Origin of the sequence: Enterobacter sp. Bisph1, from assembly GCF_000814905.1 — a bacterium.
Lineage (GTDB): Bacteria > Pseudomonadota > Gammaproteobacteria > Enterobacterales > Enterobacteriaceae > Kosakonia.
The window spans coordinates 84,996-101,008 of sequence record NZ_JXAG01000035.1 but is presented as its reverse complement, the minus strand read 5'-3'; the positions used below and the strand labels follow the sequence as shown (position 1 = coordinate 101,008).

The 16,013-nt window shown below is 54.3% G+C and carries 14 protein-coding genes; 5 read left to right on the top strand and 9 right to left on the bottom strand.

The genetic code is table 11. From position 1 onward, the window contains the following. The first annotated feature begins 59 nt into the window (after positions 1–59). Complete coding sequence (locus RW65_RS09745) at positions 60–1,022, top strand: FAD:protein FMN transferase (protein WP_039056533.1); 963 nt, start codon at positions 60–62, stop codon at positions 1,020–1,022. On the opposite strand, the gene dcuR is transcribed toward RW65_RS09745, so the two are convergent. Together dcuR and RW65_RS09735 are read right to left on the bottom strand one after the other, a co-directional pair. Beyond that, positions 1,003–1,722, bottom strand: coding sequence for a two-component system response regulator DcuR (gene dcuR / locus RW65_RS09740; protein WP_039056532.1), 720 nt, complete (start codon positions 1,720–1,722; stop codon positions 1,003–1,005). The genes RW65_RS09745 and dcuR overlap by 20 nt on opposite strands. An 11-nt stretch (positions 1,723–1,733) precedes the next feature. Then, positions 1,734–3,332: a sensor histidine kinase gene (locus RW65_RS09735; protein WP_039056531.1), complete on the bottom strand. Its 1,599-nt coding sequence runs from the start codon at positions 3,330–3,332 to the stop codon at positions 1,734–1,736. 172 nt (positions 3,333–3,504) lie between these two features. Between RW65_RS09735 and RW65_RS09730 the strand changes: the two genes are divergently transcribed. Then, positions 3,505–4,419: an N-acetylmuramic acid 6-phosphate etherase gene (locus RW65_RS09730; protein ID WP_039056530.1), complete on the top strand. Its 915-nt coding sequence runs from the start codon at positions 3,505–3,507 to the stop codon at positions 4,417–4,419. Between the two features lie 252 nt (positions 4,420–4,671). Continuing rightward, complete coding sequence (mqo, locus tag RW65_RS09725; protein WP_039056711.1) at positions 4,672–6,324, top strand: malate dehydrogenase (quinone); 1,653 nt, start codon at positions 4,672–4,674, stop codon at positions 6,322–6,324. Between the two features lie 81 nt (positions 6,325–6,405). Here mqo and RW65_RS09720 read toward each other — a convergent pair whose 3' ends face one another. Beyond that, positions 6,406–8,151: a sigma-54-dependent Fis family transcriptional regulator gene (locus RW65_RS09720; protein WP_039056529.1), complete on the bottom strand. Its 1,746-nt coding sequence runs from the start codon at positions 8,149–8,151 to the stop codon at positions 6,406–6,408. A gap of 273 nt (positions 8,152–8,424) precedes the next feature. Here RW65_RS09720 and exaC point away from each other — a divergent pair, with 273 nt between their 5' ends. Next, positions 8,425–9,945, top strand: a complete 1,521-nt coding sequence (gene exaC / locus RW65_RS09715) for an acetaldehyde dehydrogenase ExaC (RefSeq protein WP_039056528.1) — start codon at positions 8,425–8,427, stop codon at positions 9,943–9,945. Between the two features lie 54 nt (positions 9,946–9,999). Here the strand turns inward: exaC and gap are convergent, their stop codons facing one another. From gap to RW65_RS09690, 5 genes are all read right to left on the bottom strand, one after another. After that, positions 10,000–11,010: a type I glyceraldehyde-3-phosphate dehydrogenase gene (gene gap, locus RW65_RS09710; RefSeq protein WP_039056527.1), complete on the bottom strand. Its 1,011-nt coding sequence runs from the start codon at positions 11,008–11,010 to the stop codon at positions 10,000–10,002. An 83-nt stretch (positions 11,011–11,093) separates the two neighbouring features. Further along, on the bottom strand, positions 11,094–12,074 hold the full coding sequence (locus RW65_RS09705; protein ID WP_039056525.1) for a GlxA family transcriptional regulator: 981 nt from the start codon (positions 12,072–12,074) through the stop codon (positions 11,094–11,096). A gap of 137 nt (positions 12,075–12,211) precedes the next feature. Further along, on the bottom strand, positions 12,212–12,454 hold the full coding sequence (locus tag RW65_RS09700) for a hypothetical protein (protein ID WP_231564378.1): 243 nt from the start codon (positions 12,452–12,454) through the stop codon (positions 12,212–12,214). Positions 12,455–12,945: 491 nt separating this feature from the next. Next, entirely contained in the window at positions 12,946–13,443 is a 498-nt protein-coding gene (locus tag RW65_RS09695) for a YciE/YciF ferroxidase family protein (protein WP_039056524.1), read from the bottom strand. Between the two features lie 97 nt (positions 13,444–13,540). Continuing rightward, positions 13,541–13,723, bottom strand: coding sequence for a con-10 family general stress protein (locus RW65_RS09690; protein WP_039056523.1), 183 nt, complete (start codon positions 13,721–13,723; stop codon positions 13,541–13,543). Positions 13,724–14,480: 757 nt separating this feature from the next. Here RW65_RS09690 and RW65_RS22870 point away from each other — a divergent pair. Then, positions 14,481–14,648, top strand: a complete 168-nt coding sequence (locus RW65_RS22870) for a hypothetical protein (RefSeq protein ID WP_197058880.1) — start codon at positions 14,481–14,483, stop codon at positions 14,646–14,648. Between the two features lie 300 nt (positions 14,649–14,948). On the opposite strand, the gene RW65_RS09680 is transcribed toward RW65_RS22870, so the two are convergent. Further along, entirely contained in the window at positions 14,949–15,992 is a 1,044-nt protein-coding gene (locus RW65_RS09680; protein WP_039056521.1) for a hypothetical protein, read from the bottom strand. Between the last annotated feature and the right edge of the window lie 21 nt (positions 15,993–16,013).

Sequence of the window (16,013 nt, the reverse complement as noted above, 5' to 3'; positions counted from 1 at the left end):
GCTACACTTCGGGCCTGCGATGGTGCAGGCTCGAATCGATAACCCATAAGGAGTGCGCGATGTCCGATACCCGTGTCTGGAGCTACTCGACAACCCTGATGGGATCGCCCATTCTGCTGAAACTCTTCTCGGCCAATGAAGCCCTCGCATCCCGCGTTTTTGCCCTTATCAAAGGGTATGAAGATCTCTTTACCGTCAATCGCGCGTTCTCACAGGTGATGGATATCAATCATGCCGCCGGTCAGCAGCCGGTAGCGGTTAGCCGTGCGGTGTATGAACTGATTAAATGCGCCAAAGCCGCCAGCATGGTGCCGGGCGGCGCGTTCAATCTGACGATTGGCCCGTTGGTCAAACTGTGGCGGATTGGTTTTCTCGGCGACCGGGTACCGCCAGCCGAGGAGATCGCCGCGCGGCTGGGTATCACCCGCCCGCAGGATGTGATTCTCAATGATGACGCTGCGACTGTGTTTCTCACCCAGCCGGGAATGGAGATCGATCTCGGTGCGATTGCCAAAGGTTATATCGCTGACCGGGTGCGGGATTTTTTGCATCAGCAGGGCGTAGGCGACGGGCTGATTAACCTTGGCGGCAACGTACAGACGCTCGGCACACCGCAGGGCGAATGGTCCATCGGCATTAAAAAGCCGTTTGCCGCCGATGACGCGCTGGTGGGCTCCGTTGCGGTGGTGAACAAATCGGTGGTCACCTCCGGCACCTATGAGCGCTATTTCGAGCAGGACGGCAAACGCTGGCACCACATTCTCGACCCGCGCAGCGGCTACCCGCTGGATAACGAACTCGACAGCGTGACCATTATCTCCAGCGACTCTCTGGACGGCGATATCTGGACCACGCTGATCTTCGGGCTTGGCGTGGAGAAGGGCTGCGCGCTGTTGCGGCAGCGTGTGGATATTGAAGGGATTTTTGTCACTAAAAACCGCGAAATTATTCTCTCGTCGCAGCGGCAGTTTCGCTTTACCCCCTGCGACGAGCGCTACCGTATTATTGGCAGTACTGTTTAAGCAAACCGTACTGCTCGGCAATCAGCTGATAGCGGTACACCGGGCGGCCCGTTGCGCCATAGTGAATGGTGGTATACAGAATATTAACCTGCGCAAGCCAGATCAGGTACTTACGGCAAGAAACCCGCGAAATATTGACCTCATTCGCCAACTCATCGGTAGAAAATTCAATGCCCGGATGGGCGTCAATCCATTGGCAAATCGTACGTAGGGTCTGCGCGGTTAAGCCTTTCGGCAGGCGGCGGTTGTCCGCCAGTTCCGGCGCGCCCCCGTGCAGTAGGCGATCAACATCGGACTGCTCATAATAAGCGTGGGCACCCATCAGCTTCCGCTTCTCGTGCCATGAGTTGAGCGCTTCTTCAAAGCGCGGGAACTGGAACGGTTTTATCAGGTAATCCACCACACCGTAGTGCAGCGAAGTTTGGATGGTTGCCGCATCGGCAGAGGAGGTGATCATAATCACGTCGATGGCCCGACCGCTGGCGCGGATAATGGGCAGCAGATCCAGCCCGCTATCCTGCTGCATATAGACATCCAGCAGCACTAAATCGATAGGATGTTGCAGATCGTTAATCATCTCCTCGGCCTTGCGCAGCGTCGATGCCGTGCCGCAGCAGTGGAAGCCCGCGGTCTGCGCCACATACATGCGGTTCAGCTCGGCTACCATCGCATCATCGTCAACAATTAATACATTTATCACGGGTCTTCCTTTCACTTATCCCAGGGGAGATGAACAAAAAATTGGGTAAACACGCCGGGCTCCGACTCAACGCTAATCGTGCCGCCCACTTCATTTAGCTGCTGGCTGGCAAGGAATAGCCCAACGCCACGATTATCGCCTTTCGTGGAGAAGCCTTTATGGAATATGGCTGCAATATTTTCCGCTGCGATACCCGGGCCGTCGTCGCTCACTTCGATGGTCAGCCAGCCATCATGATAATGCAGCAGAATGCCCACTTCGCCTTCCGGCTGCTGGCTCATTGCATCGAAGGCATTTTCGATAATATTTCCCAACACCGTCACCAGCACGGTCACCTGCTTTTGGTTGGGGTTATCGGTTACCAGGCTCTCTTCCGCCAGCGTCAGAGTTAACCCGCGCTCGTGGGCACGGTTGATTTTGCCTAACAGAAAGCCCGCCACCACCGGCGATTTGATCCGCTGCTGAATCGCACCGATATCCGTTTGATAATTCTGCGCCGTTTGCAGCACATATCCTTCGAGCTTGTCATAACGCTTCATATTCAGCAGGCCGAGGATGACATGCAGCTTGTTCATAAACTCATGTGAAGTGGTGCGCAGGGCATCGACATAATTGACCATGCCGTCCAGCCGTTGCAGCAGTTGGCTGACTTCGGTTTTATCGCGAAAAGTGCTGATGGCACCTATCACCGCGCCCTGGCTGCGTACCGGCACGGTGTTACACAGCAGCAGCAGGCCGTTACACGCCAGCTCGCGGGCCGGAATGGGCACGCCGGTTTCCAGCACGCTTTGCAGATCGGCGAGCAGCGGCTGATGACCATTCACTCCGTTGCTGGCGTTAGTCAGGAGCATCTGGCGCGCGGCTTGATTAAGCAGCGTGACGCGCCCGTCGCTATCGACGGCGATAACCCCCTCTTTCAGGGACTGCAACATCGCCTGGCGCTGCTTAAACTGGGCGGAAATCTCGTGTGGCTCAAGCCCGAGTAAAATGCGTTTGAGCACCCGCACCAGTTGCCAGGTTCCAAGGGTGCCCATCAGCACGCTAAACAGCAGGGTCCACATCACCGCCCAGCGGCTGTGGCTAACCTGCTCGTCCACTTTATTTAGCGACAGGCCAACCACGACCACGCCAATTTGCTCGGCGCGCTGATTATAAACCGGGGTGTAAACGCGCAGCGCTGGGGCCAGCACACCGCGGTTAATGGCGACATTCTCATTGCCCTTCAGCGCCGGGATAAGATCGTCGCCAATAAAATGCTGCCCGATGATGCCAGGATTGGGGTGCGAATAGCGAATGCCCTGCATATTGGTAACAATGGCGTACAGCAGATCGTTACGTGCCGCCACTTTTTGCGCCAGCGGCTGAATGACGTTGCTGGTGGGAGGAAGCAGCAACCCGCGCTGGATCTCCGGCGAATCCGCCAGCGTGCGCGCCACGGCCAGCGCCGTCTCTTTTACGCCATCGCGCGTGGTATTGCTTATTTGCCAAAACCATAACGCAAAGGCCAACAACAGTACCGAGCCGGTCACGCTGCAGACCATCAGCGTCACGGTGGTGCTGAGCTTCATGGGGCGCCTGCGCGGTTTCGCCCGCGACGCGAATGCTTTCATACCTGACCCCATTATTTCAACCAAACGGCTATTATCACCGATGGCAGAAAAATCTTAAAGCGGCGCGCACGGCGTTATCTCGCGGGCCGCTCCGGGAAGCGTGACCGGATTCGCAGGTAGGGTGGGCTAATAACCTTATAGTGAGTGTGGAAGTCTATACAAGGAGCAAGGTATGAAGATGACGCCAAACGGTGCAACGGTGGCGCGGCGTAACCACCACACCCACAATATCGACCAGCTTGCCACGCTGGATATGCTCACGCTTATCAACGAGGAAGATAAACGCGTTGCCGAAGCGGTAAATGCCTGCCTGGCGGATATCGCCCGGCTGGTGGATAACGCCAGCGCGACGGTGAAGGGAGGCGGCAGGGTGGTCATTATCGGCGCAGGCGAGTCCGGGCTTGCTGCGCTGCAAACCGCCGCAGGTTTCGCCCAGGATAGCCATCATGGCGTGGTGGGGCTGATGGCGGGGCAAGCGGATGCCAGCGCCCAGGAGCGCGACGCGGTGGCGGCAGATTATGAACTCGGATCCGCCGATTTGCAGGCCATCGACTTTAGTCATGACGATCTGCTGGTAGCCTTGTCGGTGAGCGGCAAAACGCCCTGGACATGGGGGGCGCTGCATTATGCCTGGTCGCTGGGGGCGCGCACGGCGCTGGTGTCTCGCACCGTTGACAGCGAAGCCGCGCAGCTGGCTGATATTGTACTGGCAGCGGACTGCGGCGCTGAAGTGGTGAGTGGGTTCAGTGAACCGAAAGCCCGCCAGGCGCAGCAGCAAATTCTCACCATGCTGGCAACCGGGCTGGCCATTCGCACCGGGCGCGTTTACAGCAATTTGCGCGTGGACGTGCAGGCCAGCAATATCCACTGGGCGGAACGGCAAATTGCGCTGGTGATGGCGGCAACGAACGGTAGCCGCGAAGCGGCGAAAAAGGCCCTACGCGGCTGTGAGTATGACTGCCGCAGCGCCATTGTGATGTTGCTGACGGAGCTAGATGCGTGGCAGGCGAAGGCGCTGGTGGAGCAAAACCAGGGGCATGTACGCCTCGCGGTGCAGCAGGTGAAAACCCTCACTGCGCAGAGCTGAATCTGCAAACCCGCCCGCAAGCGACCGCCTGCGGGCATTATTTTCTTTCCCGCTAATAAGATATTTTCCCGATATAAAAGAAAGGGTAGCAAATTAATTCCACACTAAATGTGCAACTGCTTTTTTTAATTAAAAAAAGCGTGGCGGTTATTTTTTCTGAATTGAAGTGATTTGTGAATGATATTTTAAATTAAGGTGAAAATGCGTTACTATAATTTTCACAAATCCCCTTTGCTATGTAACATTATAATTATGCCTGCAATGAAAAAGACCCTTATTTCCCTGAGCGCCGTCGCGTTGCTCGTGGGTTCAGTGACCAGCGCCTGGGCGGAAGAGACGCAAAAAACGGACTTCCTGCTGATTGGCGGCGGTATTATGAGCGCCTCTCTGGGTACCTGGCTGCAAACCCTGCAGCCAGAGTGGAAACAAGTGATGGTGGAGAAACTCGATGGCGTCGCCCTTGAGTCCTCTAACGGCTGGAATAACGCTGGCACGGGTCACTCGGCGAATATGGAACTTAACTACACGCCGCAGCGCGCGGACGGTTCTATTGATGTCAGCAAGGCGCTGGATATTAATGAACAGTTTATGATTTCCCGTCAGTTCTGGTCATCGCAGGTCAAGCGCGGTATTTTGCACGATCCCCATAGTTTTATTAATTCCACCCCGCATATGAGTTTTGTCTGGGGCGATAATGTCGATTATCTGGCAAAACGCTATGCCGCTTTGCAGCAAACCACCTTATTCCAGGGAATGAAATTCTCCACCGATCATCAGCAAATAAAACAGTGGGCCCCGCTGGTGATGGAAGGGCGCGACCCGCAGCAGAAAGTGGCCGCCACCTGGACGCCGGTGGGTACCGATGTTAACTACGGGGAAATTACCCGCCAGCTGGTCGGCAGCCTGAAAAAGAGCAGCAATTTCTCGCTGCAAACCTCGGCGGAAGTGACGGATTTCAAACGTAACGCCGATAACTCCTGGCATGTGACGATCAAAGACGTCAATAACGGTAACGAGCGTGCCATTGATGCCAAATATGTCTTTATCGGTGCCGGTGGCGGCGCGCTGAAGCTGCTGCAAAAAACCGGTATTCCGGAAGCGGACAACTATGCGGGCTTCCCGGTGGGCGGCTCCTTCCTGATGACAGAAAACCCGGCTATCACCAGCCAACATTTGCAAAAAGTGTATGGTCAGGCTTCCGTTGGCGCACCGCCGATGTCGGTCCCGCATATCGATGCGCGCTTTATCGATGGCAAACGCGTGGTGCTGTTTGGGCCGTTCGCTACCTTCTCGACCAAATTCCTGAAAAACGGCTCTTTCTTCGATCTGCTGAGCACCACCACGACCAGCAACTTTATGCCGATGACCCATGTTGGTCTCGATAACTTCGACCTGGTGAAATACCTGATTGGTCAGGTCATGCTGAGTGATGACGACCGCTTCGAGGCGCTGAAAGAGTACTACCCGCAGGCGCGTAAAGAGGACTGGAAACTGATCCAGGCCGGACAGCGTGTACAGATCATCAAAAAAGATGAGGATAAAGGCGGCGTACTGAAGCTCGGTACGGAAGTGGTGGTCGATCAGCCGAAAACCCTCGCCGCGCTGCTGGGCGCATCGCCGGGGGCTTCCACCGCCGCGCCGATTGCGTTAAACGTGTTGAAGAAAATGTTCCCGCAGCAGTTCAACTCGCCGCAGTGGCAGAGCAAAATCCGCGACGTCGTCCCGAGCTACGGCCAGGAGATGAACGGCAACGTGGCGCTGACCCAGCAAGTGTGGGATGACACCGCCGCCACATTGCAACTGACGAAACCGCCGGTTATTCAGATGGGAAAAAGCAGCGCACCTGCCGACCAACCGGCAGCAGCGAAAAGTGACGCCTCCGCGCAGCACGATATGGCGCTGTAAAACAGGCAGGGCGCACTGCGGTGCGCCCTGATGACTTTCCATTCCCAACGCGATACCCCGCTCAGCCTCTCGATACCAATATCACCTTTGCCGCTTCACCACGCGCCGATAAAGGGTGCTGCGGGAAATCCCGAGCTTTTTGGCCGCGAGGCTCATATTGCCCTGCGCCTCGGCAATCGCGCGCTGTTCATCCTGTGGCTCGTCAGCCGCGGTGGCTTTTTGCACGGGCGTAAGTTCGGCGGGCAAATCCGCTAACGTTATCCGATCGCCATCTTCCGCCAGCGCCATTAATACCCGCAGTTGACTGAGTAACTGACGCACGTTGCCCGGCCATGCACGGCTTGCCAGCGTGGTAATTACCTCTTCGCTAAGGCTTAATCCGCGACGGGTTGCACCCAGTTCAAGCCACAGTTTACGAATAAAACTGTCGATGTGCTGCCACTCACGCAGGGGAGGAATACGCAGCTGAAACTCCTGAATGCGGTACAGCAGATCTTCGCGGAAGGTGCCTGCCTGCACGCGGGCGGCCAGATTCTGGTGGGTGGCGCAGATCAGGGCGAAACGGACGTCATGCTGGGTATTCGCTCCCAGCGGCGTCACTTTTTTCTCCTGCAAAACCCGCAGCAGACGGGTTTGCAGCGCCAACGGCATATCGCCAATCTCATCAAGAAACAGCACGCCGCCGTCGGCCTCGCGGCATTTACCGATATAGCCTTTCGCACTCGCACCGGTAAACGCGCCGGGGACATAGCCGAACAGTTCCGACTCAATCAGATGTTCCGGTAGCGCAGCACAGTTAATGGCGACAAAATTCCCGCTCTGCCACTGACTGCGGGCATATAACTCGCGGGCCAGGAACTCTTTGCCGCTGCCCGTTTCACCGGTGATGCATAAGGCGATCCCGGCATTGACAATGCGCAGCGCTTTCTCTTTTTCCGCTGCCAGCGGATCCGGGCAGGGTGCGCCGCGCCCGATATAACGACGTTCGGGCAAGGTCTGGCGCGCGTAATACCGCCGGTTATTGCTGGCAGCAAGGGTGGTTTCGCCAGGCTGCAAACCAGCCCCGGGAAAAAGCGTATGTAACGATAGCGCGCCGAAATGGCCCGCGCTAAGGCCGAACTCATCCATCGCCAGCTTATTGGCACCCAGCAGCGTCTCATCGGAGAAAATCAGCAGCAGTTCTTGCGCGCTGCCGAGGACCGAAACCGAGTGATGCAGGCTCAACAGCCAGCGGTCGGCACCGAGGGCGCTGGTGGTCCACTGATGTTCCATCTGACAGACTGCGCGGCGGACAAGCGCGGCGGCGTCCCGGCGCGGGGCCTGCGCGGGCGTGGAGAGATCTAACACCCCGGCAATTTGTCCGTCCGGGCGAAACACCGGTGAGGCGGAACAAAACAGGCCGGCATTACGGCTTAAGTAGTGTTCGCTACCGGCCACTTCACAGGGACGTTGTAACGCCAGCGCCGTACCTATCGCGTTGGTGCCGCGCGCGGGTTCGCCCCAGAGATTGCCGGGAGCGAGCGCATAGCGCTGGGCTTTCTGCAGGAAATCGTGATTGCCATGGGTTTCCAGCACCAGACCGCTGGCGTCACTGAGCACCATTATCGACGGATGGTTATTCAACTGCGGGCGCAGTTGCGTCAGCAGTGGGGCGGCCAGGTGCTTAACCCAGCCGTTTTCGGCGCGGGCGTCTTTAAGCAGGGATGTCGCTACCCAGGGCTGGGCGTCATCATCGCGGGCCAGCCCGTAACTCAGGCTGCGCTGCCAGGAGCCCGCAAGCTGGCAGGGTAACTCGACCGGGGCGGGGGACAGGGCGCGTGGCGACATGTGACTCTCCGTTAAATGAGATGTTACATTTGTGTAGCATGAAAGTGTCGCGTGTGTAGCGATGTGCGACACACTTCGTGCATCGCGATCGGGATCAATATATCCGATTCTGCAGGCAATAAATCCTTATTATTATTTAACTTATTAATTTAAAAGATTAATTTAACCGATCTTCTCCCCGCCGCTATAACTGGCATAAGAACTGCTTATCTTCCTCTGTCCGCCACGATGCGTGACGCCTCACCTGTAGCGATAATAAAAGAGGAACATCTTATGAAATACGTGCACCCTGGACTTGCTGGCGCGAAAGTCGCTTTTAAACCGCGCTATGGCAACTATATTGGCGGTGAATTTGTCGATCCGGTGGAAGGGCGTTGGTTTACTAACACCTCACCGGTGACGGGAGAGGTGATTGCGGAGTTCCCACGCTCAGGCGCGGCGGATATTGAGAAGGCGCTGGACGCCGCCCATGCTGCTGCCGACGGCTGGGGGAAAACCAGCGTGCAGGAGCGTTCCAATGTGCTGCTGGCGATTGCCGATCGTATCGAAGCCAATCTGGAAGTGCTGGCGTTAACGGAAACCTGGGATAACGGCAAACCGATTCGTGAAACCCTGGGCGCGGATCTGCCGCTGGCGGTGGACCATTTCCGCTACTTCGCCGGGTGTATTCGCGCCCAGGAAGGGACCGCCGCCGAGATCGACAGCAATACGGTGGCCTACCATATCTATGAACCTCTTGGCGTGGTCGGGCAGATTATCCCGTGGAACTTCCCGCTACTGATGGCGGCCTGGAAACTGGCACCGGCGCTGGCGGCAGGCAACTGCGTGGTGCTCAAACCGGCTGAACAGACGCCGCTGGGCATCTGCGTGCTGCTGGAGTTGATTGGCGATCTGCTGCCGAAAGGGGTGCTGAACGTGGTACACGGGTTTGGTACCGAAGCTGGCGAGCCGCTGGCGCGCAGCAAACGCATTGAAAAAATTGCTTTTACCGGGTCGACGCCCATTGGTCGCCACATTCTTTCGTGTGCGGCGGAAAACATTATTCCCAGCACCGTCGAACTGGGGGGCAAATCCCCAAACATCTACTTTGAAGATGTGATGAACGGTGACGAAGGGTTTATTGATAAAGCGGTGGAAGGGGTGATCCTCGGTTTCTTCAACCAGGGCGAAGTCTGTACCTGTCCGTCGCGCGTGCTGGTGCAGGAATCCATCTACCCGCAGTTTATCGAGAAGGTCATTGCCCGCATGGAGAATATCCGTAAAGGTGACCCGCTGGATACCGAGACGATGATTGGCGCGCAGGCTTCCCAGGAGCAGTACGATAAGATCCTCTCTTATATTGCCATTGCCCGTGAGGAAGGGGGCGAAATCATTACCGGCGGCGCGCATTTGCAACACGGTGATAAGCTGCAAAACGGCTTCTATATCGAACCGACGCTGATTAAAGGTCATAACGGTATGCGCTGTTTCCAGGAGGAAATATTCGGGCCAGTACTGGGCATCACCACCTTTAAAGATGAAGCGGAAGCCCTGCGTATTGCCAACGATACCGAGTTTGGTCTCGGGGCGGGGGTCTGGACGCTGGATATCAACCGGGCATGGCGGATGGGACGCGCCATCAAAGCCGGGCGCGTGTGGACCAACTGTTACCACCTCTATCCGGCCCATGCGGCGTTTGGCGGCTATAAAAACTCCGGCGTCGGGCGTGAAACCCACAAACTGGCACTCAGCCATTATCAGCAGATCAAAAACCTGCTGGTGAGCTACAGCGGAACGCCGCTGGGACTCTATTAATTACGCATCAACGAGAAACGGGGCCACGCGGCCCCGCTTTTTGTTGCGGTAAACTTATAACCCGCGCTGCGCCATACGTACCGACAGCTCAACCAGTCGGTTGGAAAAGCCCCATTCGTTATCATACCAGGCGAGGATTTTCACCAGCTTGCCGCCTATCACTAGCGTTGAAAGCCCATCAATAATTGAGGAACGCGGATCGCCCTGGTAATCGCTGGAGACCAGCGGTTCATCGCTGTAGCCCAGAATGCCCTGCAGCGGGCCAGCGGCGGCGGCTTCGCGGAATGCCGCATTCACTTCTTCAACCGTAACATCGCGTTTCAGGGTTACCGTCAGGTCAACAATCGACACCACCGGCACCGGCACGCGCAGGGAATAGCCCGTTAACCGTCCGTCCAGTTCGGGGATCACTTTCCCCAGCGCCTTCGCTGCGCCGCTGGAGTAAGGCACAATAGACAACGCCGCTGCACGCGCGCCGCGCAGATCTTTCTCTGGCTGGTCGTGCAGCGCCTGGCTGTTGGTATAGGCGTGGGTGGTGTTCATCAGCCCGTGTTCAATGCCGAAATTCTGATGCAGTACCTGGGCGGCGGGTGCCAGACCGTTAGTGGTGCAGCTACCGTTACTGACGACAAAATGGCGCTGAGGATCGTATTTGTCGTCGTTGACGCCAAGCACAATCGTTAAATCATCATTCTTGCCCGGTGCGGAGATAATCACCCGTTTTGCGCCGCCGTGGCTGATATGCACCGCCGCTTTCTCACGGTCGGTGAAAAAACCGGTGGCTTCAATTACCAGTTCCACGCCGACATCGCGCCACGGAATATTCGCCGGATCGCGCTCGCTAAAGACACGCACCGCTTTCCCATCCACGAATAACTGGCCTTCGCCCGCTTCTACCGGTACCGACAGTGTGCCGAGCAGTGAATCGTGTTTTAAAAGATGGGCGAGGGTTTTGCTGTCAGTGAGATCGTTAATCGCCACGATCTCCAGTTCGGGATTGCCGAGTGCCGCGCGTAAAACGTTGCGCCCGATACGACCAAAACCGTTAATACCGACCTTAACCATAATGAACTCCTTACAAGGGAAGAACTCAGTACGGTCACTGTAGGCCGATGGTGATTTGGCGTAAACGACAAATAAGGATCACTTTACGCCAGTTTGCGGCAGTGGAAGCGCTGACGGTATTCGCCGGGCGTAAGGTGCAGCTGGCGTTCGAATATGCGCCGCAGATTAATGCTGCTGCCAAAGCCGGAAGCGGCGGCTATCTGCTCGAGGGTTTCGCTGCTCTGTTCGAGCCGGCTGCGCGCGGCGGCAAGACGCGCTTCTGCCACATAGCGCGCCGGGGGAATGCCGGTTTCGCGGGTAAATACGCGGGTAAAGTTACGCGGACTCATGGCGACCTGCTCGGCGAGACGCTCGACGGATAACTCTTCGGCAAGATGAGCGAGGATCCAGTTTTGCAGCTCGCTAATCGGCCCGATACCGCTGGCCTGCTGCAGCTGGAAACGGCTGAACTGTAGCTGCCCGCCGGGGCGGCGCAGATACATCACCATATTTTGTGCGATTTCGAGGGCGAGGGAGAAACCATAATCCTCTTCCACCAGCGCAAGGGTAAGATCGAAGCCGGAACTGACGCCGCCGGAGGTCCAGACTGGACCATCCTGAATATAGAGCGGGCCGCTTTCCACTTTGACCTGTGGATATTGCGCCTGCATCGTTTCCAGCAAACGCCAGTGCGTAGTGGCACGCCGACCATCGAGTAACCCACACTGCGCCAGCAACATTGCGCCGCCACAGATAGAAACCACCCGGCGCGCATGGGGCGCGGCCAGGCGCAGCCAGTCGACCACCGCCGTGCCTTCCTCTTCGTCAATACCGCGGCCGGTAATCATAATGGTGTCCCATTCCGTGCGCGGATCCAGCTCGGGCAAGCGGTGATCCGCCAACAGGTTCAGGCCGGACTGACCATGTATAACGGGAATAGGTTGTGTGGTCGCTACCGTGATGCGATAGCGCGGCTGCGCGTTATCAGCAAGGCGTAACTGACTGGCCTGCATCAGGATGTCAGCGATACCGGCGGCTTCAAATAACATGCCGCCATCAGGTACGATAATCAGGAATCTCTTCATGCCCTGAAAAGTACGCTAACTACATTTTAAGTCAAGTTGCGAAGGGGAAGAGTACAGCGTAAGCGGCAAAAAACCCGGAGGGTTAACTCCGGGCAAAGATAACAAGACACAAAGGATTGGGACAGAGTCTGTTTGCGTTACTCAGTGAGCTGTTTACGGTTGGCCATTGTATTGATCAAATATTCCTGTAACGGATCGAGAGGCGGGGCTGCTTTGGGCGGAGCGGCTTCCTCGTTGTTACTTGCCGGTAGTCCTGCAACAAAGGGTTTTTGTTGCCTGACGCGGTCGAATTCGCTGGAAACTTGCCAGCCTAAATCATCGCTGGCGCGGTCGTTCATTAACACATTTCTTACGCGTTTCAACTTGGGCAGCATCGTCATTTCTCCATTCACGCAGGCTATCTTTTCGCCTCAACGCCAGCGGCGCGTAAGCGAGCCATAAAGGGAGTGGAGACTTCAATGTGCCTGGAGTATCCACTCGGCCATTTCACTTTCATTTGATGCGCAACGAGCTTTCACGCAGCCTGTACATACCTAACGCTTTAACTGCTCTAATCAGTGAGGGTGTACAAGCACGGTCATTTTGCTCGAAGAGATAGCCGCCAGTGACGTCTGCAGGTGCTCATCACCTTTAAGATATTACCGACGGGCTAACCCTCTGCTGCCATTTTAGTCATGGCATCTCTGAGCAATGACGATGATATTTCCGCACCGATCAATTAAACCCTCAAGCAAATGACTTTGCCTGCGGGTTTAAGCTTAATACGTATATTTTACTTTTAAGATGATGTTCCATCCGAACAGCCTAACGTAATAGGGAGTGATTATTTACATCACAATTTTACGCTGTGTCCGGACGGAACCGAAAAGCCTTATTCTACTTCGGCTTTACTATTTACATTACTGGTCGCAATAGTGGTAAGAAGATTATCGGTCTTCTTCTCCTCTTCCAGAGTCTGCGCAAGCAGCGTTTTGACCTTTTTCAAACCTAACTGATCGGCCAGGGTGCAAAGCGTGCCGTAGGAAGCAATTTCGTAATGCTCAACTTTTTGCGCTGCGGCAATTAAGGCGGCGTCACGAACACTACCTTTTTGTGTGCTCTCGATAACTTCGTTAGCTTCGTCTACCAGACCTTCCATTGCGTGACATTTCATACGCTTAATTTTCAGGCTGCCTTCGGCTTCAATCATCTGGTCGATGCGTAAAATCTGGCCTTGCGTCTCTTCAAGGTGTTGGTTGAAGGCTTCAACCAGTTCAGGGCTGGAGGCTTCACGCGCCAGCTTGGCTAACGCACGGGCCAGTTGTTTTTCCGCGTTATAAATATCAGACAGGCCATGAATAAAGAGATCGTTAACCGTGTTAATTTGCATAATTATAGACCTTTGGTGTCAAGGTTAAAATAGCGAGCCGTTGCCGGCTCGCCAGGAATGATATAAATATTGATGCCGTAAAAATATAAATCAGAAATTAATTCCCTGATTTACGGCCGCCGCTGTGGCTATTCTGGCCGCCTTTTTTACCGGCTTCTGAAGCGCGCTGTGGATCATTTTTAAAATTACCACCGCTTTGTTGGCCGCCTTTGCGACCTGCTTCTGATGCTTTATCACGATCTTCGGCGAAATTACCTGAGCCGCCACGATGTTCAGCCATAATATTTCTCCTGTTTCGTTGTGTAATAAATGAACATGAATAATCAAGCTCATGTTCACCGCGTTCACAAATAAAGTTAGTCGCTATTATCGGATAGTCAAACGGCACATTTAAGACGCCTTGAAATACCGCAAAGGAGATCGCTTTTTAGACCCGCAAAAATATATTGCGAGATCTCTCTTTGAAATAAGCGACTTAGCAGTAGATGATTTGAACGAAAATAGTAACATGAGTTACTATGCGCGCGATGTTAAACAAAAAGTGTCAGGGAAACGGCGTTTATTGACATAAATTTACAATTAATGGCGGGTAAAACATCACTAATACTTATGGTTTTAAGAGCAATCTTAAGCGGCAACGGCGTAATATCGAGACGCTTGGCGGGCAATACACCGGGAGTCGAGCATCAACTTACTATCGGTACGTCCATCGTAATCATCACCACCCCCTCCTTTGTCATTTGGATGGGCATGGGCAGGATGCAAGGGTAAGCGATGCCATGCATTGCAACGCGTCAGAAAACCTGCTTTCGCAGAGAACATGAGCGAATATTTTCAGCCGCCAGCATTGGCGATAAAAGGGGCCGCGGCGCGGTGAGATAAGGCGAGGGAATTTCGGAATTTTTCCAGCAAATTTGCAGGTTAGTTCGGCTAAACAGGGCTATAAAGAAAGGGCGAGAATTTTCAATAAGCAACAGCATGCGCGGAGATTATCCATGGCTATAGCAAAAGCTTATAACTTAAAGCAGGCATATCAAATGATTAGCTCAGGAAAGCACCAGCAGGTCGAGCTGGCTTTTGATGTCGACGCCGATACGTTTTTTATGCTCTCGGCCAACTATGGCCAGAGTGGGGCAAAGATTGCCCGTCACGATAACCATTTTGTGTTACGCCTTGAGAGCGAAACCTCTTCCGCTTCCGGCTAAATACAGGACTTGCCTGGCTGAGCAACGAGGGATGTTGACTCTTCCTCAGGCACTGTCATCACACCGTTACATTGCGCCTTTTTAATGACCACAGGCCCGGAAAACATGTTATCCGGCGTGCGGCGCGGTGACCTGATTTTGCGGTGGCGCATTTTGCCGCCGCGCTAAAACTCGTTATCTGACAAATTTTTCCCGGCTTAATGCCGGGATTTTTTCGCACTTAACGTATTTTCAGGAGCATCTCAAGTGCTCCTGACTTCCCGCCATTCAGGCGCTGCGCGCGTTTATCTGCCCACCCGCTTAATCGGGAGTTTCCCAGACATTATTAAGCGTCAATTGCCGTTGATCATATTGCGCACGCAACCGGTTTGCTTCCTCGATATAGGTGATTTCCGACGGAATATCTCGGGTGCATGCATTAATAAGGGGATAATTTTGTTCCTGACACTCATCCAGGGTGTACCAGTCCATATCTTCTATGGTGCCGGTGTAATAGAGGGTGACTCTGTCTCCTTGTTTATAGCGTTCAACGTCATTTCGATGCAGTTCATTCAGCCTTTCCAGGAGCGCCATTTTTTCATGTAGCGCATCGACTCCGCTACTGCTGTTTAATAATTTTTCAATACCTTGTTTCAGCTGTTCCGTGCTTAACGACCGGAAATGTTTTACTTTGCGTTTCGCACTCAGTTCCGGGCACTTCATCACTAATCTGGCCTTATTGTCTAAAAAAGTCGGGTTTATATATTCAGTCACCAGCTGTGTGAAGATGGTTATATTTTCTCGGCGGAATAATTTCAGCGTGTGCATTCTTGACATGGTCGCCTGAATGGCGCTTTTTTTTAAATATTGCGCTTTGAGCTCAGCCTTTTGAATAAAGTTAAGGATGTGGCTGCGGTTAGGATCGGTACGCAGAAACGAGCACTCTTCCAGTAACGTTTTCGCTTTCGCCAGTTCATCCACATAGAGGAATTTACTGAGCATTTGTCCGATGTATATCTGTAACGAGGCAAAGCCCCTGATGTTGCTTAAATGACCGGGTAACAGCCTGCGACTGATAAGATAGGCATTTTCTTCGGGTATTAACAAACCACTGTGCGGATCCCGCTGACCGGCATCTTTGATAAATTGCCGTACGATATCTCTGGTCAGCACCGCCGCAGGATTACCCAGGGCCGTCCTGGTGCGATCGCAGTAGACTGTATTATTAATCTCTCTCAGGTCGTCATATAAAATCTGCAATAATTTATTGACGGTTTTCGCTGATAATATTTTAGTGTTGTTTTTCTTGTGCAGCGCGACATAAATTCCATCTATGCGCGGGTTAATTTTTGATTTTGAAAACATACTTTCTCCATGATGCGCTAT

Excerpts from the sequence above, each read along its gene's own strand:
- RW65_RS09720 (WP_039056529.1), bottom strand. The coding sequence starts at position 8,151 with ATGTCGCCACGCGCCCTGTCCCCCGCCCCGGTCGAGTTACCCTGCCAG.
- RW65_RS22870 (WP_197058880.1), top strand. The coding sequence starts at position 14,481 with ATGATTAGCTCAGGAAAGCACCAGCAGGTCGAGCTGGCTTTTGATGTC.
- RW65_RS09705 (WP_039056525.1), bottom strand. The coding sequence starts at position 12,074 with ATGAAGAGATTCCTGATTATCGTACCTGATGGCGGCATGTTATTTGAA.
- RW65_RS09680 (WP_039056521.1), bottom strand. The coding sequence starts at position 15,992 with ATGTTTTCAAAATCAAAAATTAACCCGCGCATAGATGGAATTTATGTC.
- RW65_RS09695 (WP_039056524.1), bottom strand. The coding sequence starts at position 13,443 with ATGCAAATTAACACGGTTAACGATCTCTTTATTCATGGCCTGTCTGAT.
- exaC (WP_039056528.1), top strand. The coding sequence starts at position 8,425 with ATGAAATACGTGCACCCTGGACTTGCTGGCGCGAAAGTCGCTTTTAAA.
- mqo (WP_039056711.1), top strand. The coding sequence starts at position 4,672 with ATGCCTGCAATGAAAAAGACCCTTATTTCCCTGAGCGCCGTCGCGTTG.
- RW65_RS09690 (WP_039056523.1), bottom strand. The coding sequence starts at position 13,723 with ATGGCTGAACATCGTGGCGGCTCAGGTAATTTCGCCGAAGATCGTGAT.
- RW65_RS09730 (WP_039056530.1), top strand. The coding sequence starts at position 3,505 with ATGAAGATGACGCCAAACGGTGCAACGGTGGCGCGGCGTAACCACCAC.
- RW65_RS09745 (WP_039056533.1), top strand. The coding sequence starts at position 60 with ATGTCCGATACCCGTGTCTGGAGCTACTCGACAACCCTGATGGGATCG.
- gap (WP_039056527.1), bottom strand. The coding sequence starts at position 11,010 with ATGGTTAAGGTCGGTATTAACGGTTTTGGTCGTATCGGGCGCAACGTT.
- RW65_RS09735 (WP_039056531.1), bottom strand. The coding sequence starts at position 3,332 with ATGAAAGCATTCGCGTCGCGGGCGAAACCGCGCAGGCGCCCCATGAAG.
- RW65_RS09700 (WP_231564378.1), bottom strand. The coding sequence starts at position 12,454 with ATGACGATGCTGCCCAAGTTGAAACGCGTAAGAAATGTGTTAATGAAC.